Here is a 20,957-nt window from a genome sequence, read left to right as displayed (position 1 = left end):
AGATTACATCTTGTCTTGCCTCGCCATATACAGCTTAAGCTTCTTTTTTTGCTTTGGTTGCAACCCTTTTGCGTTTGGCACTTTCCTTTTTTGGCTTTTCCGCTTTTTCCGGTTTGGTCCGGTCAATGGATGCCTGGAGAGCGGCCATAAGGTCGGTAACATTTGCGACCGGGTCCTTCTCTTTTGCCGTGACAATTTCTTTCCCGGTCCGCTTGCTTTCAATGAGTTCGAGCAGTGCCGTACGATACTCATCATTGTATTTTTCCGGCTCAAAATCTGTTGTCAGCTGGTCAATGAGCATCTTCGCCGTTTCCAGTTCCTTATCTGTCACTTTGTCTTCAGCGGGAACGCTCGGAACATCAGCCGCCTTTCGGACTTCATCTGGATAATGGATGGTTTCCATTACAAGTGTATTGTCATAAACCCTGATGATTGCCAGTTGTTCTTTTGCCCGGATGATAATTTTCGCCAATCCTACTTTTTCGGTTTCCTGCAACGCTTTCCGCAAAAGCGAATAAGCTTTGCCTCCTCCTTCGTTGGGAGACATGAAATAGCTGCGATTATAATATATAGGATCTATTTCACTCATTTTCACAAAATCAATGATTTCTACCGCTTTTTCTTCATTTTCTTTCCTTAGGTTCTCAAGTTCCTCATCCTCAAGTACCACATACTTCCCTTTTGTGTACTCATAAGCCTTTACGATATCTTCAGGTTTAAGCTCTTCTTCGCAATTTGAGCAGACTTTTTCATACTTGACTGGTGAGTGGCATTTTTTATGAAGCGTGCGCAGCTTAATGTCTTTGTCTTCTGTCGCCGTATGGAGCTTGATTGGGATATTGACCAGCCCAAAGGAAATGCTGCCTTTCCACATAGTATGCATTGGCAAATCTCCATTCTCATGATGTTTTTTTTATATTGTGCTGGAAGCCAAATCATAATCCATATCAAGTTTTGCCAATGTGTAAGTTCTTGCCCTTTCTGGAATGATAAAAGAAGTTCCTGTTTTTAAAGCTTCCGCTATTTATCTTGCTGAAAGGAGCCCTGATAATGAAACCAATGCTGCCTACACTGGCATTTGAGCCTCCCATGGGGGAAGAGTGGAGCTATGAGGTTAAATATGATGGTTTCCGCGCCTTTCTTGAATGGGAGCAGGAGATTAAGCTGACAAGCCGGAATGGAAAGTCCCTCGCCGAAATTTTCCCTGAAATCACTGAGTTCCTGCAAGCCAGCAAAGAGGCGCTCAAGCCATTTCTCCCTTTGCTTTTAGATGCGGAGCTCGTTGACCTCGCCAATTCCTATAAAGCGGATTTCGGTTCCATCCAGGTAAGGGGAAGAATGAGGTCTGCTGAAAGAATCAGGGAAAGAGCTAGCAAGAGACCATGCAGGCTAATCGTATTTGACGTATTGGAATTAAAGGGTGAAAATTATAGGAATCATCCCCAAAACGCCAGGAGAAAGGTTCTTGAAGACTTCTTTGCGGAAACCGGCTTCCCTTCATTTCCCGACCCCGATTCCCCTTCGCTTCTGCAGCTTGTTCCTTCAGAAAATGATTTTAGGAGCGTTTGGGACCAAGTTATCCTGCATGATGGTGAAGGCCTTGTCGCCAAGCATCAGGAAACCCTATGGGAAGAAGGAAAACGGACAGACAGATGGATCAAATTCAAGAATTTCAAGTTCGTCAATTGCTTCGTAACGGCCTATGAAAAGTCAAACGGCTATTTCTATGTTTCCGTTTATAAAGGAGAAGCGATATATTCCCTTGGTGCAGTCCTTTTTGGCTTTAAACCCGATGAGAAAGCCGCCTTATTCCAGATAATCAAAGCCAACCAGTCGCATGAGGATGACCGGTTCATTTATGTGGAACCTGCCATTTGTCTTGAAGTAAAATACCTTGAAATATATGAGCAGCAAATGAGAGAGCCACATTTTCACCAATTTAGATTCGACCTTAAGCCTGGCGACTGTACATTTGACCTTTTTGCCAGGCAGCAAAGAAATTTGCCGCAGGACGTTGAGATTACCCATCCCGATAAGCCCATATGGGAGGATCCATTAATACAAAAGTCCGACTTTATCCAATATCTAAGGGGAATTTCCCCTTTTATGCTGCCGTTCCTCCAAAACCGGCTGTTAACGGTTATCCGGTTCCCGCATGGGATGCTTGGGGAAGCGTTTTACCAAAAAAATTGCCCGGATTACGCACCGGAATTTATTGAAACTTCCATGTCGGAAGGAATCAACTATATAGTTTGCAATGATTTGAAAACATTGATGTGGCTGGGCAACCAGATTGCGATTGAATACCACATACCATTCCAGACCATCGGCCGCTCCGGCCCGGATGAAATAGTTTTTGATTTGGACCCGCCATCCCGGGATTGCTTCCACTTGGCAATAAGGGCAGCAATCTTAATAAAAGAGGTGCTTGACCAGCTTAATCTGCAAAGCTTCATCAAAACCTCAGGGAATAAGGGGCTTCAAATTTACATCCCGCTTCCGGCAGATATGTATACTTATGAAGATACCAGGCTGTTCACCTCTTTTATCGCCAATTATCTTGTTTCCAAAGAACCTGACTCCTTCACAATTGAACGTTTGAAAAAACACAGGGGAAACCGCCTCTATGTTGATTATGTTCAGCATGCGGAAGGAAAGACGATTATCTGCCCCTTTTCTCCCCGGGGGAAGCAGCAGGCAAGTGTTGCCGCACCGTTATTTTGGGACGAAGTGAACGAGGATTTGAGGATTGGGGATTTTACGGTTTTAAACATGATTGACCGTATAAATAAGCTTGGATCGCCCTTCGCTGATTATTTTCAGGTGAAGGAGACCCAAAAATTGGCGCCTGTATTGGACTTTCTCAGGCATGAAGGCAAAAAGTCCACATAAAAAGCCTCCGGAAGCAATTCCGGAGGCTTTGTTGTCAGGCGATAATGGCGCGTGCATGCTCCTGCAGCTTTTTGTAGGATTCTTCTTCCGAAAACTCCTGCATGTCCACAACCTGATAGCTGTCCCGGTCGATGGCAGCCTTGTACAAGTATGTGGCATTTCCAATCAGGTCAATGGTATAGGTATCACCATGCTTGTGAACCACACATTGCACCATTCCGCCGTTATTATAGACGGAGATTGCCTCTTCGAAAGCATTGTCCCCAGTCAGGCAGGTGACAAGCGATGATGCCGACATGGCTGTCCCGCAAGCGTTCGTAAATCCCACTCCCCGCTCGAAGGTGCGCACATAAATTTCCCGGTCGCCAACCTTCCTGATGAAACTCACATTTACTCCATCGGGGAACAGGTCGTTAGGTCCATTTACTTTTTCGCTTAGCTCTTTTTGCATCCCTGACTCCAGATGTTCCCTGGAAACCATGGCAACAAGATGGGGATTGGGGACTGCAAGTGCCGTAAACACCAATCCATCAGACAGTTCCGGCAGCTTTTCCTGGATAAGAGTATCTCTATCAAGATTTAGCGGCAAGTCACTAAGCTGGAACGACACCGGGGAAATCTCCACCTGATATGTAGGGATTCCCGGGTAAATTTCGGCCTCCTTCCGCACCTGCAAATCTGCTTTCATCGTTTCGATAATGGCCTGCTCAATCCCCAGCTTCTCACAGACATAACGGGCCGCACAGCGCAGCCCGTTCCCGCACATTGATGCCTCTGACCCGTCACTGTTAAACACGCGCATGATTGCATCTGCCTTTTCACTCTGCAGGATATAAAGGATCCCATCCGCACCAAGCGATTTTTCACGGTTGCACAGCGCTATGGCTAGCTCTCGCCGGCCTTCATCCGTAAACCCATAGTCTTTTTCCATTTCATCGATCAACAGGAAATCATTTCCTGAACCATGGCATTTTATCAGTTCAATCATCATAATGGCAGCCTCCAAAATAGTCATTAGTCATTAGTCATTTATCCTGCATTTACAAGCAGCAGAAACCCCCCCACAGAATGAAGTTTCACTTTATAATAAAAGATGCCATAGTTCGAACGAATGTTCAACCTAAAAAACTGCTTTTCCAAGGAGCCCTTCCATGAAATTCAAATTTTCCATAACGAAAATCGTATTCGCAAACCCTTTACTGAATGAAAAAATAGCTTATGTTGAAACAACCGCCACAGACCTTCATCAAAATAAAACGACTGGCAATATCAGAGTCCGGTTCAATGACCATGGCATTTTTCCGATTCCGGAGGACATCGCTTCCTTCACTTCCCAATTATCATTGCGGCGTCTAGTGGCAGTTGAACTCAAACGGTATATTAAGCCTCAAAAAAGGTGGCTTGAGCCCGAATAGAAAACAGGCACCTGGGAGGCCAGGAGCCTTCCTCTCCCGTCAAGGCAGCTTTTTGAGTTCCCTTTCAATGAATTCCTCTGTCATCCCGCCAATGGCAACACTTCTTATCACGCCATCCGAATCAATAAAGAAGCTGGTCGGATACGCCATGATTTCATAATGGCTGAAAACCTGGTTTTTATCATCCATTGGAATCCTGAAAGTAAGATCATGCTCCTCGACGAAACGCACTACATCCTCTCTGGACTTTTCCGTTACGGTCATGTTGACGGCCAATACTTCAAAGCCTTCACTTTTGTATTTCTCATAAAACTTTTGCATATAGGGCATCTCTGCTTTACAAGGCGGGCACCATGTTGCCCAAAAATTTAGAAGGACTTTCTTTCCCCTATAATCACTTAACTTTAACGTTTCTCCACGCAAATCTGTCAGGGTAAAATCAGGAGCGCGGCTTCCCTGTTCAATTCCTTCCGGTAGCTTGTCAGGGTTTTCAATTTTTTCATATTTTCCTAGGGCTGCCTGATTGATTACGCCCTTCTCTTTTAAAACAGTAATATCTAAAATAAATAAAATGGCTAAAATCACGGCAGCCAAAAGCAAAAATTTCTTCACCAGATTTCTCCCCTTCTGTACTCTTGCTGCTACTATTGTAAAACGTATTCATGAGGTTAATCATTAAAAATGCATCAATGGTCTGCATACTCATAATGGCGGGCAACCGCAGCCAAAGACATCAGCTTTTCCTCATCGCTGGATGCAGGCTCGAACGAAAGCACTGGGGTATTGACGCTAAAGCGTTGGCTCCATTCAACAGGAAGCCAGCCTATTTGAAGCCTTGCCATTTTTTTTTCGCCCTTCTGAAAGAAAATGCTTGTATACAAACTGGATTCATCCACTCTTTGTATTTTTCCTCCATCTTCATGAGTTTGTCCAGATTTTGCTTTTTGGTCATAGCTTCCAATCCCCGTTTCATCAGGGAGCATTACATCCACTGAAATGCCCTTAATGATCATTACAGCCAGCATCTTTCCATTGCTGTCAATTAAACCATACTTCTTTTTCACCCTCTTGTCGATTATTTCAGGCAAAATCCACCGCCAGACTTTCGCTTCCAATTCCCTGATTTCACCCGCAAGTCTTCCGCAAGGATGGAACAGCAGCAATCTTAGGGCCGGTGCAGGTGCCAATGCAAGCAAAAGATCCTCACACTGTAAAAATGGAACCTGTCCAAGCTTTGGGTCAACACCTGCAGATTCCTTGCTTTTCCTTCGGTAAACCAAAAAAGACTGAAAATGTATGTAAGCAAAAACCAAAAACGGAATTCCTGCCAAGCCAAAGGGCGGCCTAATTTGTATTAGGAGGCATGCAGACAGGAAGGCAGCATGGCAAAGCAGTGTTAGAATGCATGCATTCAGATAGGATTGGGCTTTTTGCAGGTAATATTGCCGGATGCTCATTTCAATCATTCCTCGCTTATTTACTAGTTACTCTATTGTATTGGCATCCCAGCCGAATCATTCTAGCAAAATTCACAAGATTTCCGGAGTAGAGCTCTCCTAATAGAAAATCCTCCGAGGAATAAAAAAACCGTCCTTCATTTGAAGAACAGCTCATTTCTGCCAGGCCGCGAGTGAGTCAATTGCTTGTTTGGCATCCTCATAGCCTTGTTGATAAAGTTTTTCAAGCTTCGCTGGGTTTCTCTCCATCCTGCCAACCTCCAGAGGCAAGGATGGCCTAATTATGAATACGCGCCCCTTTTTCTCTTCCTCATCAAGATGGGCCAAGGTGTCATTATATAATTGATAACGCCTGGCTAAAGCCATCTGCAAACCTGTATAGCGGGGATATTTTCGTTTCGTGAGAAAATTCAATTTAGACGGTTTTTTAACGTATCCTTTATTCTGGGTCAATATCACAACATTTCTTTTATTTCCGTCACGCTCCGATTTTTTAATAGGAATTGGATCACTGATCCCTCCATCAAGAAGCACTTTATTTTTATAATGGATTTCCGGTGCAAAAAATGGCAATGAACTGGATGCCCTGATAATTTTCAGCATATCCTGTCCATACTCTTCTTTTTTAAAATAAACAGGCTCGCCTGTCATACAGTCAGTCGTTCCGACCACAAACTCCGATTGGCTTTTATAAAATTCATCATAATGATAGGGTACGAGCTTGTTCGGAATTTCATCGAAAATAAAATCCATGCCAAAAGCCTGGCCCGTTTTAATCAGGTTGCCCCATGAAAGGTAGCGGGGATCAGAGATAAAATTAATATTGACCTTTTTGTTTCTCCCCTTTTGTTTCGATAGGTATGAAGCCGCATTCGCTGCACCGGCTGATACCCCGATAACATAAGGAAAAAAAAGTTCCTGCTCCAAGAAGAATTCCAGGACCCCTGCCGTATAAACCCCTCGCATGCCTCCTCCCTCCAGAACAAGCCCAGCATTAATCATGTTCCACCCATCCTTCCTTGTAAAATTTCATCTTAAAATTATTTTAGCATAACAGGCAATCAGAAACTGAGGCAAAGCTTCCCCCCTGCCTTCAGCACGATAAATGTTCTTGTTTGGGACAACTTGAATACATTTGTTATACAAGGATTTTCTATGGAGGGAATGAAATGATGTCTAAAATTGAAGCATTTATTCTTGGAATCATCCAGGGATTTACTGAATTCCTGCCCATATCAAGTACAGGACATCTTTATTTGGGCAGACATCTGTTTGGGCTTGATGAAGCAGGCTTATTTCTCGATACGATGCTGCATACAGGCACGCTGCTGGCAGTCCTTGTCATTTATAAAGAAGAACTGGTTGGTATCATGAAAAAGCCATTCGGAAAAACCTCGCTGCTCCTGGTTATTGGCACCATACCTGCCGTGGCCGCCGGCGTCCTTTTTGATGATTTCTTTGATTCAATCTCAAAAACCGGGCAAACGATTGGATGGGAATTCCTTTTTACAGGTGTAATTCTTTGGATGGCGGACGGAATCAGGAATGGGCGCAAAAAAATGGACCAGATCACTTATGGGGATGCCTTTATTATCGGGCTGTTCCAGTCAGCGGCCATCATGCCGGCTCTTTCTCGTTCAGGGTTGACCATTGCCGCTGGCTTATGGAGAAAACTGGACCGCGAAACAGCTGCCTATTTCTCATTTTTATTATCAATACCTGCCATCGCAGGCGGGGTTGCCTACAAACTCCCCGAACTTTTGTCAGGGAACGCGGAGGCGGTTTCGTTAGGGAGTTTGCTCGTTGCCACGATCGCTGCGGCCCTTTGCGGGTATGCGGCCATTGTCTGGATGCTGCAGTTCCTGCAAAAAAAATCGCTTAAAATCTTTGCCGTCTATGTGTGGGTGTTGGGGGTATCTGTATTGATCCTGCAGTATACCGGAATGTTTTAAGGTGCCGCATGAAAAAAGTACTCCTTAAAAATGCCTTTGTGTTTCCTGTTGCCTTTAAACCGATTCGAGGATGTGATGTTCTTGTCCAAAATGGGAAGATTTCCAAAATCGGCCAAAATATACCCCGCAGCACTGATGTCTCCATCATAGATTGCTCCAATGGATACCTTTTCCCGGGTTTCATTGATGTGCATACACATCTTGGTTTATATGATGAAGGTACCGGCTGGGCAGGGAATGACGCCAATGAAACGGTTGAAGCATGTACTCCGCATATTCGGGCACTAGATGGGGTTTACCCCCTTGATCCTGCCTTTTCAGATGCACTCAGGGCGGGCATTACAACCGTCCATGTCATGCCTGGGAGTGCCAATGTCATAGGAGGAACCTCTACGGTAATCAAAACCGCCGGTCAAAATATAAAGAAAATGATTGTGAAGGAAACGGCAGGGTTAAAGATTGCTCTTGGGGAAAATCCAAAAAGAATGCATAGCTACGGAAACAAGGAGTCCATCACGAGAATGGGGATAATGGGCATGCTCAGGGAAGCTTTTTTCGAAGCAAAAAATTGTGATGCTCCAGAAACCCTGCGTATTGCCCCGATTGCCCAGGCCCTTAAGCGGGAAATTCCAGTCAGGGTCCATGCCCACCGTGCCGACGACATTTTTTCGGCCCTCCGCTTTGCCGAGGAGTTCAGCCTTGATCTCCGAATTGAACATTGTACGGAAGGACATTTGATTGCTGATGAGCTGGCCGGGATTGGCTTGAAGGTCTCGGTCGGCCCCACTCTTACAAGACGCTCCAAAATTGAATTAAAAAATAAAAGCTGGAATACCTATCACGAATTAACCCGGCATGGTGTAGAAGTTTCCATTACGACAGATCATCCATATACTCCTATCCAATACCTGAACCTCTGTGCCTCCATTGCTGTTCGGGAAGGCCTTTCTGAGCAGAAAGCGCTTGAGGGGCTAACTCTTCTCCCTGCAAGGAACCTTGGAGTGGAAGACAGGGTGGGAACCATCGAGGCTGGAAAGGATGCGGATCTGGTTCTTTGGAATAAACATCCCTTTCATTATCTGGCGAAGCCCATATGGACGATGGTGAATGGAGAAATGGCATTAAGCTGAAAAGGGCAGCATCATTGTAGAAACATGGCAAAATTAGGCGAAAAATCGGGATAAAAAACTATTTCCTTTTCGCTGTTTTTTTAGTATGATTTCTATGGAAATTGTTTAACCGAAAATTTCATATCGGAAAAGTAATGAGGGAAGGCAAATGGTGCGCCACCAGTATCCTGGTTCTAGTGGGTTCGATTCCCACCCCGAAATTTTTTAGCAATTCTACAAAAAATTTCGAGGGTGGGCCATGTTTTTTTCGCATGGATTAATGCCCTGTATTGGAGGGATACAAAATGCTCAAAAAACGCGATCTGCAAGATAGCCACGTTTTATTCGAGCTTATGTCGCATCCGGATGTCTTCCCTTTTGTTCGCCAAAAGGCCTATTCCTACGATGAATTTGTCTTTGTCACAAAACAGACCATAGAAGCTGAAGACCGCGGAGAACTGATTTCACGTACGATTCTTGACGATTGGGGAGCCCCGATAGGAACGATAAATTTATATGATATCCAGAATGGGGCTGGTTTCCTTGGCACCTGGATAGGGAAGCCATATCACGGTAAAGGATATAACGGCCCAGCAAAAGATGCCTTTTTCCAGGAATTGTTCTATGAAAAGGAAATTGAAACCATCTTTATGCGCATTAGAAAGGCAAATCTCCGCTCAATCAAGGCTGCTGAAAAACTGCCTTACACGGTTAAGGCCAATGAGACTAGAAGTTCCATTTACCAGGAATTGAATGCAGGCGGGGAAGTTTACGACCTGTATGAAATTTCAAAGGACCAATATACCCTTTATCTGCGCAGGAATGTCTCCCAGCAGGAGGAGGAAACCCGCCTGATGGAAGCGTAATGACACTTCGGATTTCAAGGCAGACTGAATTCGTAATAATGAAAAGTGCTGTGCGAACTGTGCAGCACTTTTTTGAATTGGCTTCTCCCCTTTATGGTATAATGCTATTTTGGATATTAATGAAAAAGAGGATATATAATGATACAAACCCGCACAAAGCAAGAAAAACTGCGCCAGCTTCTGCAAATACTGATTCCAATCCTGATCACGCAGCTGGCTATTTATGCCATGAACTTTTTTGATACGACCATGTCTGGCCAATACAGTCCGCAAGACCTTGCAGGAGTTGCGATTGGCTCTTCGCTATGGGTTCCTGTCTTTACTGGATTGAGCGGAATTCTCCTGGCTGTAACGCCAATTGTCGCTCAGCTCGTTGGGGGACAGCGAAACAGTGAAGTCTCCTTTTCAGTAATTCAAGGCGTGTATTTGGCGATTGTCATGGCCGTAGTCGTCCTCATTGCAGGCTCACTGGCCCTTGACCCGATACTTGGTCTTATGAAGCTTGAAGACCATGTCCGTACCATTGCACAGGAATATTTATTTGCGCTTAGCACCGGCATAGTTCCGCTGTTCGTCTATAACGTGCTCCGCTGTTTCCTGGATGCGCTCGGGAAGACAAGGGTATCAATGTTAATTACTCTGGCTTCCTTGCCGTTAAATATCGTTTTTAACTATTTCCTGATCTTTGGAAAAATGGGGTTCCCCGAATTGGGCGGAGTTGGAGCAGGTTATGCATCTGCCCTCACGTACTGGCTGCTCACCTTGATTACAATCGTCATCATCATCAGACAGCAGCCCTTTGCCAGATATCAAATTTTCAGCAGGCTTTATGGTTTTTCGCTTGAAAAGTGGAAAGAGATCTTGCTGGTCGGGGTCCCTATTGGCTTTGCGATTTTCTTTGAAACCAGTATTTTCTCCGCTGTCACACTACTGATGTCACAATTTGATACTCTTACGATAGCATCCCATCAGGCTGCCCTTAATTTTTCTTCCTTTTTATACATGGTTCCGCTCAGCATATCAATGGCCCTTACGATTGTCGTAGGATTCGAAGTAGGAGCCGGGCGTTACCAGGATGCCAGGCAATACAGCTGGATCGGCATCGCAATTGCGGTCATCATGGCTGTCATTTGCGGAATCATTTTAATCATGTTCAGGGAGGAAGTTGCCAGGGTTTATACAAAGGATCCGCAAGTCCTAAAACTGACCGCTGAATTTTTGCTTTTCGCCCTCTTTTTCCAGTTATCGGATGCGATACAAGCTCCGATACAGGGAGCCTTGAGAGGGTATAAGGATGTCAATGTCACTTTTGTTATGGCCTTGGTCTCCTACTGGGTAATAGGTCTTCCTTTAGGTTATTATTTGGCAAATCACACCGAACTAATGGCCTTCGGCTATTGGATTGGGCTGATTGCCGGCCTTGCCGTTGGAGCATCCTGCCTTTTGGCGAGGCTGGTGCTTATCCAGCGGAAGATGGCAGCAAGATTCCAAAACCCATAAAAGATAAAAGGGCGTCTGCACTCTCCGGATGTGCAAGCGCCCTTTTCCTATTTTTCTCCTCTGAATACCTTTCCAAGGACATCTTTTCCGCCGGTTACCGGAATGATGCTTCCAGTTATATAAGCCGACTCCTCGGCAGCGAGAAAGGATACCACCCTGGAGATATCTTCCCCGGTTCCCGGCCTTCCCACTGGGACCGTTCCATCTTGAACGCCCAATGCCTCCACGATATCCCTCTCCTTCCAATTCCCTACTATGTCTCCGGGACAAACCATATTTGCCGTGATCCCATGCTGTGCTTCCTCCAGGGCAATTGTTCTTGTCAATGATGCCAAACCCGATTTGGAGGCAGCAAAAGCGGACCGATAAATCCAGCCAGGGGCAGATTCCACTCTGTCAAACCCGATCGTGATGATCCTGCCCCAGCGCCGGCTGCGCATGAAAGGAACCAGCAAGCTTGACAGATAAAAGCCGGAGTTCAGATTTCCATTAATCATATACTGCCATTCCTCAATCGAGTAATCGGCCATTCTCTTCCTTTCGTGAATATACGGTCCTGCATTGTGCACAAGTATATCTATCGAAGGCAGGCATGTGCCTGCTTCCTCAATAAGCCTGCAGCATTGCTGGTATTCCGAAATATCCGCTTTTAACGCAACGTTCTCCGTGCCGTACTTTTCACTTAACTCCTTTGCAAGTGCTTCTGCCGTATTCCGGCTTGACCGATAATTTATCGCAAGATTTATCCCTTCCGAAGCAAACTGCCCGGCAATTTTCCTTCCTATTCCAACTGCTCCTCCGGTAATTAATGCTGTTTTACTGCCCACATCGATACCCCGCTATTCCAGTCATCATTACTACCATTATAGTAAATAGAACAGCAGCATTATGCAAATTTTAGCAAGGTGGCACAACGTGGTTTTAACCATTGGGCTCATCACTGCATAGAATGAAACATACAACAACAGAAGCAGTCTCCGGCAGCCATAACAGACGAGAGGAGGGATCTCCGGTGTTTCCATGGAAAAATCTCCCCCTAAATGAAACAATGAAAGAAAAGCTAGGTAACATCAATCCACAAAATATCGACCAGTTTGTCCAGGAAATGGTCGGCCAAATGTTTCCACAGCATATGGAAAGCATGCTGAATCCGCAGGAATGGCTAAAAAGCATGCAGAATCATGGCCAACACCAGCCTGAATCCCTAAATGGCCTTAACGCGTCCATTTTCGAAACCCATGAATTTGTCTACATCAGGATACCAATCAAAAAAGAGCAATGGTTAAAGAGCATGAAAGTCTACCATACTTCCACTGAAGCGATTATTGAGCATATCCCCGCCCAGGGAGATAAACACACCCTGGGATTTCCAGCCCCGGTCAAGAAAAAAGGTGCAGTTGCCAGCCATAAAGACGGGATATTGGAGATCAGGATTCCTAGGCTGACTCACCACCAGTTTTCAGAGATTGATGTCAACGAAATTTAGCCCCAGGCTTAACGATTTGGGAGGGAAGGACCATGGATTCAGAACGGCTGAAAAACTGGCTGGATTACACTAAAAGATATGCCGCGGATAGTTTTTGGAAGGAAGTGTTCAACCAGTCTTCCCACCCCTTTTCAAAGGAAGAAGAAAAGATGGGGAAAAACCTGGCCGGCGGGGCATTGGCCACACGTTTGAGAGACCCCTTTCCACGGTGCGATTTATTTGAAAAGGATGGGAATTTATATGTTGAGGCAGAGCTTCCGGGGATGCACCCCGAAGAAGTAATAGTTATATTAAGAGGCCAGGAATTAACCATAAGAGGGATCATTTCCACGTTGGAGCCCAGGATTCGCTATTTTATAAAAGAGCGTCCTGACCGTCCTTTTGAAAAAATCATCAGCCTTCCTTTCAAGGTGGATAAAAACAAGGTGTCTTCCGGGTTTGAAAACGGGCTGTTGACTGTCACCATGCCAATTATTCCTGAAGAGGACGCTGTGCCTGTCCATATCGAATTCAATGGGCACAGGGATAACGAGCAAGAGACACAGCTTTGAATCTGTAAGACATAAAAAAGTCAGCACACTTGTGCTGACTTTTTTATAATACGTGGATTATTTTCCGATGAACATTTGAGTCCAGTAGTTACCTTCAGCAATATGGCCAACGCCGATATGCGTATAGTTGGAATTAAGGATGTTCTTTCGGTGCCCTTCACTATTCATCCAGGCTTTGACAACCTCTTCAGGGCTGCGCTGGCCCATAGCGATGTTTTCCCCGGCAGTTTTATAGCTAATACCGTATTTCTTCATCATATCAAATGGTGAACCGTAGGTAGGGCTCGTATGGCTGAAATAGCCCTTTGCCTGCATATCGCGTGACTTTTCACGCGCTACTTTGCTCAACTCCGTGTCGAGAACCAACGGCTTCAGGCCGTTTTTGGCCCTCTCCTGATTGGTAAGCTCCACAACTTTTTGCTCATAGGCGCTTACGCTTGAAGGAGCCGCAGGCTGTTGCTTGGCCGGTGCAGGGGCTGCAGGCTGCTGCTTGGCTGGCGCAGGGGCTGCAGGCTGCTGCTTGGCTGGTGCAGGAGCTGCAGGCTGCTGCTTGGCTGGTGCAGGAGCTGCAGGCTGTTGCTTGGCTGGTGCAGGCTGTTGCTTGGCTGGTGTAACCGGTGCCTTTGTGGCAGGTGTTGTTGATAGTTGAGCAGCCTGTTTCCAAAAGCCTTCTGGATTGGCGAAATATTTGTTGATTAATTCCTGAATCTGTTCTTTATTGATATTGCCAGTTTGATAGTAGACAATTTTTCTTTCCCCAGTAGGGTATATGGTTGCAGCATCCGCCTGCATGGCAGGGTTGCTTGCTAGAATGGCAGCGGCAGCCGCTACTGAAAAGATAAGCTTCTTTTTCATCCTTTTTTCCTCCCATAAAATCATTTTGTCTCTCTTGGTGACACTACAATAATAGCATGGCTTTTTTGTAATATTTGAGGATAATTCTGGAATCTAAGCTATGCTTGAATAATAAAACAAAACCCAGATGGGATAAAAAACCCCGCAAACAAAAGAACCTGCTGGCTTTCTAGCCAACAGGTCCTATTCAAAAATACCGTTTTTTCACATGGAAAAAATGGAGAAAAACGGAGGAAATACAAGAAATAGATAAAAAAATGGAGTTGACAGCTATTTAGCAAGCAAGGAAATATTACAACACTTACATTCTTATGACAAAAATTTCGACACCTGACCTCTTTTTTTGTAAAAACAGATGTCCAATCTCTCCTATTCCCCTTCTTTAATAGCTTGTGTCATTTCTGCATGAAGATCTAAAAAAGCTATTTTATCATCAGGACTTAGATCTGATTCAATGATCCTTTTGGATGCCAGGTAAAACTTTTCGTATAAGCTCCTTCTTACACGAGGATGGGAGTTTTCATCCTTCAGCTCTCTCGTGACAGCTTCCTTCAATGTTGTTTCGGCATTTCCCTCCGTGTACAGCTGCCTGTTGTTCCACAATGTCCTGTACTTCTCCAGCAAATAGGTATAATCGATTTCGCCCATGCTTCGCCTCCTTAATCAGTTTGATCATCCTAGGTGTATTTTTACATATAAGTTTCCACGTTTGCAAAAAATAATCATCAAAAGAATTAAAAGAGGAGGCATAAGAATGAGTGTTCCATACCGCTGTCCAAATTGCAGGACCAATAAAAGCAGATTTAATTTAATAAGGCAGGTTCCCCAATCCGTAAAAATGGATCCGCAATCCGGAGAAATTGTCGAAGAGTACACCTCAGGCCAGCTTGATCCTTTCCATACCCCTTATCGGGGCCCGGAACTGAAAGTGCAATGTGCAGTATGCGGTTTAATCGAAGATGAAAAGACATTTGTCAAATTTGGCGAGCAATCCTTTTAAAGCAAGAAAAAAAAAGGCTGAGACCATTTATTTTTGGTTCCAGCCCTTTTCTTTATGTAATCATGCTACGGTATGAATTCATTTTCCCTAAAGAAGGGAACCGAATCTATTTTCCAGCTCTGTTCAGGGGAAAACCGGACTAGTTCAATGTTTCCTCGGAAGTGCCGCGGACCTCGGCCGCGTCGTGCCCATTTGATTTCTACCGGAACCGAAACCGTAAGCTGATCACTAAAGTCCTCATCGGGAAGAATTTCAATTCTGTCTACGGAGATATTTTCGATTTCGGAAAACACAGGCTCCCACTTCATTTCCGTAAGGGAGATAAGCGAGACGACCTGGATATCATGCTGCTTTATTCCTGCCAGATAAGCTTGCGCCAGCTCATGCGGACCTGACTCTTCAAGGTAATCATCAAGTCGTCCTGCAGCTTTTAGCATCATTAATTTATGTGACAGGTCCATCGCATTTGTCCGATGTGTGGTGCTCCCATAGAAGTGGATACAAAAATGGCCAGGAAAATTATTTTTCAAAGCACCTGCACCGTGAGGCATCCCATGCATGGAAGCCGCAATTTTCCGTTTTTCTGCCAGAACGTAGATAGCCCTGCGCTTCCAGCTCCACTTTCCTCCATATATTTCGTTCATTATCTTGGTATCCTGGGCCGTAAGCGGCTGGACATCGGCATGCCTGCTTCCTGCCCTGCGCTGCACCTTGAATTTCAACCCCGTTTCCAGGTCCTGAACGATGAACTTACTGTAACGGGGAATTATTTCGTTTACTTGTTCCCACTGAAGCAATTCCGCATCTTTCGCCAGCACACCTGCCCCGCCAGCCATTAGGAAAAGAATAAAAAAAACAGGTACAGAGAGCTTTTTCATTTTTTCACCACTTCCATTAACGTCTGCGATGAAAGTTTTACCGATTTTGTCTTATCTTATTCCGAACCAGCCTGTCCACCATTTTCCAGCCTTTGGAGCTGCGATTCAATTTGGTCCCAGTTGATGCCCTGGCCAATAAAAACCAGGTTTAGCGGCATATTCATGTATTCTTTCATATATAACGGCGTACCGTAGGAGTATTGAAACAGGTCTGGAAAGGAGGAGTGCTGAAACTTGACATAACCTTTAATCCGATAAATATCATCCGGCAGTGCCCTCAAGAAATCCTCAAAATCCTCCTGTCTGACACTGTTCTTGAACTGGTGGACAAAAGTTCCCAGTCTGAGCTGATGATTGACATGGGCTCCTTTTACCTCGCCCTTGGCAGAGCTGGACAAATTTTTCACTTGATCCATGGATACTTTGGAAAATGCCGTCAGAATGCATGGGGCCTTCTGGTTGATATTTTGAATCTCCATTGTCACTCTCCCTTGTTCCATATCCGATAATTGATCCGATTTATTTATCAATATCAAATCTGCATGCCGGACTTGTTCCAATAGCAGTTGTTGGATTTGCGGATTAAAATTGGTTCTGGAAGCCCACAATGTCCCATCAACAGTAGTGAGGATTCCTTTCATTTCAATCTTTCCCGCAAAAAAAGGAGAGAGAACGGCATCAAGCACTTCGACTGGATGTGCTGCACCAGTGGTTTCAATGTAAATGGCATCAGGACAGTGCTCTGCGAGGAGTCCCTGAATCTGTGCTTCCAGTTTGTCCTGGATGGTACAGCAAATGCACCCGCCAAGCAGTTCCTTCAGCGGCACTCCTTCCCCTACTGAATCGGAATCAATCGAGATATCGCCAAGCTCATTCATTAAGACGGCTATTTTTCGTCCTTCCTTTTTTTCGTATTCCAAAACCTGCCTGAGGAGCGTCGTTTTGCCGCTTCCCAGGAAACCTGCAAGAATATAGATCTCCGTTTTGTTGCTCATATTTCATGCGCCTCCTTTTGCTATTTTAACAAACCAAAAGCTCCCCGTTCTCGCGGAGAGCTTTCCTTTATTCAGCGTCAATTTCAGTTTTCAGCACTTCTACTGCCTTGCTGATCTGCGGATCTTCACTGCTGATTTTTTCACGTAAGGCATTCATCAGCTGAAGTGTGGTTTCTCCGCTGATAATGCCAGTTTCTTCAATGGAATGGTCTTTTTGAAACTCTTTGGCAGCAATGGCCGTCTTTTCATCGAAAAAACCATCCTCTCGGCCAGGCTCATACCCGAGGACCTGCAGCATCTTTTGGGCAGCCTTTACCTGTTCCGACGCCATTGAAACTTTCAGCTCAGTTTCCGGATCAATGAAAGGCAGGGAAGCATATTCAGGCATCGCCACTTCATGATCTGGTTTGATTCCCTCTTTATGGACCCAATTTCCTTCTGGCGTCAGCCATTTTTCTGTTGTCAGTTTTATATTGGAACCATCCTTGAAAGTCTCTGCACGCTGCACGGTACCTTTTCCAAAGGACTTTTCCCCAACCAATGGTACATCAGCCGATTCACTGACGGCTCCGGCAAGAATTTCAGAGGCACTTGCACTTCCCTTGTCAATGACGACCACCAGCGGGAAGTCGGCATTGCCGCTTCCGGCCGATGGATATTCCTCCCTATTGCCTTCGCGGTCTTCCACCTGGAATAACAGCTTCCCTTCCGGAACAAACATGCTGGAAATTTTCACAGCTTGGTCAAGCAAGCCTCCCGGATTCTGGCGAAGATCCAAAATCAGCCCTTTCATTCCTTTATCCTGAAGCTCTTTTAACACTTGCACAAGCTCTTCATGCGTATGTTCAGAGAAATTGGATATTTGTACCTTGGCAATGCCCTCTTCACCTTCTACCATTTCGCCGAAGACTGTCTCAATTGGAATGGTATCACGGGTTATCGTGACATCTGTCGGCTCGGCTCCGCCCCGCTGTACAGACAGTTTAACCTTGGTGCCTTTTTCCCCTCTAATCAGCGCAACCGCTTCTGTCGTACTCATCCCTTGAAGGCTTTTGCCGTCAACCGAAAGTATGATGTCTTCCGGCAGCAGTCCTGCTTTTTCTGCAGGAGATCCTTTAAGCGGAGTGACGATGACGATATGGCCATCCCTGGATTGAATTTCAGCCCCAATACCTTCAAACGAGGCAGAAATGCTTTCATGAAAGCTTTTTGCATCCTCCTGGCTCATATAATCCGAGTATGGGTCATCAAGGGATTCCACCATGCCATTAATAGCTCCATTAATGAGCTTATCCTGGTCCAATTCAGTGTAATAACTATCCTTTAATGTATCGAAAGCTTCATAGAGCTTTGAAAACTCTTCTCTTTCGTTGACAATCTTCACTGCTGGTTCATCATTTCCAAATGCCAGTGCAAATGTCGTTATCCCGGCGGTTATAAATACCAGAAAGAACAGCAGCATGGCAAAATGAAACTTTTTAATCTTTAAGTAATTTTGTTTGTGTTCCACCTCTCCAGAGTTACCGGAAAGACGTTCTGTTTCCTCATTTGTTTGGTCCCGCTCCAATTCATACTCACCACTTTCAACCTCTTGCTAAGATGAAATCCTTAGCTTTTACAATAACATTTTTAAATAAAAAATAACAGAAAAAATAACGGACCACACCTTGAATGAAAAAAACAACGCGGATTATACCGCGCTGTCTGACTTTCCTACTATATGATACCCCTGCTCCTCTACCGTTGACGCCAACTGCTCCACTGTTGCCTGCGATCCATCAAATTGGATTTCAATTGAAGCCTTTTCGAGGGAAACCGCAACCGCAAAGACGCCATCTGTGCTTAGCAGAGCATTTTTCACTCGTTCTTCGCAGTGCTCACATGTCAGGCCAGCTGCCTTTAGTACCGTCTTTTCCATAGCAATCCTCCCTTTTTTCTTTAAAACAATTGAAGTTTGTAGTATATATGTTCCCTGTTAAATTAGCTGTAATCACTTTTATCCCATAATAAAAAAACCGGTTTTCACCGGTTTTTTATATCTTCCTGACAATGTCAAAGTATTCTTCCATTGTTAATTGATTTTTGTACATTTCTTCAGCTGCTCTTTTTCCAACATACCTGAAATGCCACGGCTCATACATATATCCGGTAATGTCTTCCTTTCCTTTTGGATATCTCAGGATATAGCCATACTTATGCGCATTTTCAGCCAGCCACCTGCCTTCTTCCGTATGCCCAAATTGCTCATTTAACCTCAATCCGGCGCTTTTGCTCGAGATATCCATGGCTAGTCCTGTCTGATGTTCACTTGTCCCGGGAACCGCGACAACCTGGGCAGCCTTCTCCTCGCCAACTTTGCTTACTTCTGAAGCGTACAGATTGTCCTGCCGTTCATAGGAACGGTATCCGGATATGGCGTAAAGTTCGATTCCTTCGTTTTTGGCCCCTTCAAACATTTCCTCAAGCGCATCAGCAGCTTCCTCCCTTAGCAGGCTCTTCTCAAGGTCCTGTTCCCCAAATGGGAATGTGACATCCGGCCGCTTTAAATCAGCAGGAATGTAATCTTCCGGAAGCCCAAACAGCTTATTGACCAATGCCAATGTATTCTCCGGGTTCTGAATGACTTTTTTACCGCTGGTCTCCTGGATTACATTGAAGTAGGCCTCATCCAAAACAGGGCCTCCACTTTTCATTTCCGCCTTTTCATCATCGTGGTCACTTCCGTTTTGCTGCTGGTGTTTATCGATGCTCAGAAAGGGCAGCTTCCCAGGCAATGATTCAAGCTGAGAGCAAGAAGTTAACAAAAACAGCATAAGAGCCGCTACTATATATTTTTTCATTCAATCACCATTCTTTTTGAGTAAAATGCAGCATATTCTATTCTACCACTATTAGATACGGTTTCGTATGCCCGCTTGGCATGAGGTGGGCAAAAAACTCCTTCCAATTACCGGAAGGAGTTTTGGCCTTCTATTCCTTTACCACTGCTTCAAGGGCTACTTCTATCATTTCATTAAATGTAGTCTGCCGCTCTTCGGCAGTTGTCTCTTCACCTGTCAGGATATGGTCGCTGACGGTCAGGACCGAAAGTGCACGGCGCCCAAATTTAGCCGCCAATGTGTATAAAGCTGTTGTCTCCATTTCGACCGCAAGAATATTATACTTTGCCCATTTCTCCAGTTCTGCGTTATCATTGTAAAATTGGTCAGCGGTAAATACATTTCCCGCTTTTAAATTTAGCCCCTTTTCCAAACCGGCATTATAGGCTTTTAGCAAAAGGCCGAAATCAGCTGTCGGTGCGTAATCCACTCCTCCAAAAGTCAGGCGGTTCATCTGGGAATCAGTCGAAGAACTCATGGCCAGGATAACGTCCCTTACCTTTACATCCTTTTGGATGGCCCCACAGGTTCCCACGCGTACCAATGTTTGCACATTATAGCTGCTCATCAATTCATTGATGTAGATAGAAATGGATGGCACTCCCATGCCAGTACCTTGTACTGAAATTCTTTTTCCTTTATATGTACCGGTATAACCGAACATATTTCTTACTTCATTGTACAATTTAGCATCTTCCAGGAAGGTTTCGGCAATATATTTTGCACGGAGGGGATCGCCCGGCAGCAGAACCGTTTCTGCAATTTCATGTTCTTTCGCTCCAATATGTACACTCATCTATTTGAGACCTCCATCATTTGTATTGAGCTCATCGCTAACATAATAACATAAACTGTTGCGACTGGAAAATCTTCCGCTAGTTTATTTCACCCCAACAGGGAATGCTATAACTAGCTTGCCCTTCTGGATTAAAATGAATCCGGGCAGGCAATCTTGCAACAGCTATTCTGAAGGGGGTTTGAAAATGGGCAAAAAGCATCGGAACCGGATCAACTCTCCAAAAAAGAACAATCATATCCCGCCTGAGGCTATTGTAGCTGAGCATGAAGCACATGCTAAAGATATCGTTTCCGCACATGGAAGAAAAAAATAAGGACAAAAAA

The 20,957-nt window shown here is 44.8% G+C and carries 24 protein-coding genes; 10 read left to right on the top strand and 14 right to left on the bottom strand.

Annotation, left to right across the window (positions count from 1 at the left end; translation table 11 throughout):
• Nucleotides 1-34: 34 nt before the first annotated feature.
• Nucleotides 35-883: a non-homologous end joining protein Ku gene (gene ku, locus WQ57_RS15120; RefSeq protein WP_046524619.1), complete on the bottom strand. Its 849-nt coding sequence runs from the start codon at nt 881-883 to the stop codon at nt 35-37.
• A 167-nt stretch (nt 884-1,050) separates the two neighbouring features.
• Between ku and WQ57_RS15115 the strand changes: the two genes are divergently transcribed.
• Nucleotides 1,051-2,892, top strand: coding sequence for a DNA ligase D (locus tag WQ57_RS15115; RefSeq protein ID WP_046524618.1), 1,842 nt, complete (start codon nt 1,051-1,053; stop codon nt 2,890-2,892).
• Nucleotides 2,893-2,926: 34 nt separating this feature from the next.
• On the opposite strand, the gene dapF is transcribed toward WQ57_RS15115, so the two are convergent.
• A complete protein-coding gene (dapF, locus tag WQ57_RS15110; RefSeq protein ID WP_046524617.1) occupies nt 2,927-3,883 on the bottom strand; it encodes a diaminopimelate epimerase in 957 nt (318 codons plus the stop codon).
• Nucleotides 3,884-4,043: 160 nt separating this feature from the next.
• Between dapF and WQ57_RS15105 the strand changes: the two genes are divergently transcribed.
• Nucleotides 4,044-4,307: a hypothetical protein gene (locus WQ57_RS15105; RefSeq protein WP_046524616.1), complete on the top strand. Its 264-nt coding sequence runs from the start codon at nt 4,044-4,046 to the stop codon at nt 4,305-4,307.
• 39 nt (nt 4,308-4,346) lie between these two features.
• Here WQ57_RS15105 and WQ57_RS15100 read toward each other — a convergent pair whose 3' ends face one another.
• The 3 genes from WQ57_RS15100 to WQ57_RS15090 form a co-directional block, all read right to left on the bottom strand.
• A complete protein-coding gene (locus WQ57_RS15100; RefSeq protein WP_052948778.1) occupies nt 4,347-4,919 on the bottom strand; it encodes a redoxin domain-containing protein in 573 nt (190 codons plus the stop codon).
• Nucleotides 4,920-4,993: 74 nt separating this feature from the next.
• The gene (locus tag WQ57_RS15095) at nt 4,994-5,764 is read right to left on the bottom strand and encodes a hypothetical protein (protein ID WP_046524614.1); all 771 of its coding nucleotides are present in this window, start codon (nt 5,762-5,764) and stop codon (nt 4,994-4,996) included.
• A gap of 153 nt (nt 5,765-5,917) precedes the next feature.
• Nucleotides 5,918-6,766, bottom strand: a complete 849-nt coding sequence (locus WQ57_RS15090; protein WP_046524613.1) for a patatin-like phospholipase family protein — start codon at nt 6,764-6,766, stop codon at nt 5,918-5,920.
• 170 nt (nt 6,767-6,936) lie between these two features.
• Here WQ57_RS15090 and WQ57_RS15085 point away from each other — a divergent pair, with 170 nt between their 5' ends.
• From WQ57_RS15085 to WQ57_RS15070, 4 genes are all read left to right on the top strand, one after another.
• On the top strand, nt 6,937-7,716 hold the full coding sequence (locus WQ57_RS15085; RefSeq protein ID WP_046524641.1) for an undecaprenyl-diphosphate phosphatase: 780 nt from the start codon (nt 6,937-6,939) through the stop codon (nt 7,714-7,716).
• Between the two features lie 8 nt (nt 7,717-7,724).
• Entirely contained in the window at nt 7,725-8,846 is a 1,122-nt protein-coding gene (locus tag WQ57_RS15080) for an amidohydrolase (protein WP_046524612.1), read from the top strand.
• A gap of 284 nt (nt 8,847-9,130) precedes the next feature.
• A complete protein-coding gene (locus WQ57_RS15075; protein ID WP_046524611.1) occupies nt 9,131-9,691 on the top strand; it encodes a GNAT family N-acetyltransferase in 561 nt (186 codons plus the stop codon).
• A 138-nt stretch (nt 9,692-9,829) separates the two neighbouring features.
• Nucleotides 9,830-11,191, top strand: coding sequence for an MATE family efflux transporter (locus WQ57_RS15070; RefSeq protein WP_046524610.1), 1,362 nt, complete (start codon nt 9,830-9,832; stop codon nt 11,189-11,191).
• A gap of 47 nt (nt 11,192-11,238) precedes the next feature.
• Here WQ57_RS15070 and WQ57_RS15065 read toward each other — a convergent pair whose 3' ends face one another.
• Nucleotides 11,239-12,018 (bottom strand): SDR family oxidoreductase, encoded by a 780-nt coding sequence (locus WQ57_RS15065; RefSeq protein WP_046524609.1) that lies wholly within the window; start codon nt 12,016-12,018, stop codon nt 11,239-11,241.
• Between the two features lie 185 nt (nt 12,019-12,203).
• Between WQ57_RS15065 and WQ57_RS15060 the strand changes: the two genes are divergently transcribed.
• Both WQ57_RS15060 and WQ57_RS25725 read left to right on the top strand, forming a co-directional pair.
• Nucleotides 12,204-12,677 (top strand): Hsp20/alpha crystallin family protein, encoded by a 474-nt coding sequence (locus tag WQ57_RS15060; protein WP_046524608.1) that lies wholly within the window; start codon nt 12,204-12,206, stop codon nt 12,675-12,677.
• 32 nt (nt 12,678-12,709) lie between these two features.
• On the top strand, nt 12,710-13,228 hold the full coding sequence (locus WQ57_RS25725) for an Hsp20/alpha crystallin family protein (protein WP_052948776.1): 519 nt from the start codon (nt 12,710-12,712) through the stop codon (nt 13,226-13,228).
• A gap of 57 nt (nt 13,229-13,285) precedes the next feature.
• Here the strand turns inward: WQ57_RS25725 and WQ57_RS15050 are convergent, their stop codons facing one another.
• Together WQ57_RS15050 and WQ57_RS15045 are read right to left on the bottom strand one after the other, a co-directional pair.
• Entirely contained in the window at nt 13,286-14,083 is a 798-nt protein-coding gene (locus tag WQ57_RS15050) for a CAP domain-containing protein (RefSeq protein ID WP_046524639.1), read from the bottom strand.
• A gap of 369 nt (nt 14,084-14,452) precedes the next feature.
• Nucleotides 14,453-14,731, bottom strand: coding sequence for a hypothetical protein (locus WQ57_RS15045; protein WP_046524607.1), 279 nt, complete (start codon nt 14,729-14,731; stop codon nt 14,453-14,455).
• A gap of 106 nt (nt 14,732-14,837) precedes the next feature.
• Here WQ57_RS15045 and WQ57_RS15040 point away from each other — a divergent pair, with 106 nt between their 5' ends.
• The gene (locus tag WQ57_RS15040) at nt 14,838-15,083 is read left to right on the top strand and encodes a hypothetical protein (protein WP_046524606.1); all 246 of its coding nucleotides are present in this window, start codon (nt 14,838-14,840) and stop codon (nt 15,081-15,083) included.
• 65 nt (nt 15,084-15,148) lie between these two features.
• Here the strand turns inward: WQ57_RS15040 and WQ57_RS15035 are convergent, their stop codons facing one another.
• The 6 genes from WQ57_RS15035 to deoD all read right to left on the bottom strand — a co-directional run bounded on the left by WQ57_RS15035 (nt 15,149) and on the right by deoD (nt 20,631).
• Nucleotides 15,149-15,961, bottom strand: a complete 813-nt coding sequence (locus WQ57_RS15035; protein WP_052948773.1) for a hypothetical protein — start codon at nt 15,959-15,961, stop codon at nt 15,149-15,151.
• Between the two features lie 56 nt (nt 15,962-16,017).
• Nucleotides 16,018-16,956, bottom strand: coding sequence for a CobW family GTP-binding protein (locus WQ57_RS15030; RefSeq protein WP_046524605.1), 939 nt, complete (start codon nt 16,954-16,956; stop codon nt 16,018-16,020).
• Nucleotides 16,957-17,023: 67 nt separating this feature from the next.
• The gene (locus WQ57_RS15025) at nt 17,024-18,523 is read right to left on the bottom strand and encodes a lmo1851 family serine protease (RefSeq protein WP_052948771.1); all 1,500 of its coding nucleotides are present in this window, start codon (nt 18,521-18,523) and stop codon (nt 17,024-17,026) included.
• A gap of 123 nt (nt 18,524-18,646) precedes the next feature.
• Nucleotides 18,647-18,874 carry a heavy-metal-associated domain-containing protein gene (locus WQ57_RS15020; RefSeq protein WP_046524604.1) on the bottom strand — a complete coding sequence of 76 codons (228 nt, stop codon included), beginning with the start codon at nt 18,872-18,874 and terminating at the stop codon, nt 18,647-18,649.
• Nucleotides 18,875-18,989: 115 nt separating this feature from the next.
• Entirely contained in the window at nt 18,990-19,796 is an 807-nt protein-coding gene (locus tag WQ57_RS15015) for a D-alanyl-D-alanine carboxypeptidase family protein (RefSeq protein WP_046524603.1), read from the bottom strand.
• 130 nt (nt 19,797-19,926) lie between these two features.
• Complete coding sequence (gene deoD, locus WQ57_RS15010) at nt 19,927-20,631, bottom strand: purine-nucleoside phosphorylase (RefSeq protein WP_046524602.1); 705 nt, start codon at nt 20,629-20,631, stop codon at nt 19,927-19,929.
• 187 nt (nt 20,632-20,818) lie between these two features.
• On the opposite strand from deoD, the gene WQ57_RS27350 reads away from it, so the two are divergent.
• Complete coding sequence (locus WQ57_RS27350; RefSeq protein WP_277620296.1) at nt 20,819-20,947, top strand: hypothetical protein; 129 nt, start codon at nt 20,819-20,821, stop codon at nt 20,945-20,947.
• Nucleotides 20,948-20,957 lie beyond the last annotated feature (10 nt).

It is taken from the genome of Mesobacillus campisalis (genome assembly GCF_000986785.1).
In the GTDB taxonomy this organism is placed as follows: domain Bacteria; phylum Bacillota; class Bacilli; order Bacillales; family Cytobacillaceae; genus Mesobacillus_B; species Mesobacillus_B campisalis.
The sequence above is the reverse complement of the archived record's forward strand: the minus strand, read 5'-3'. Positions and strand labels throughout refer to the sequence as shown.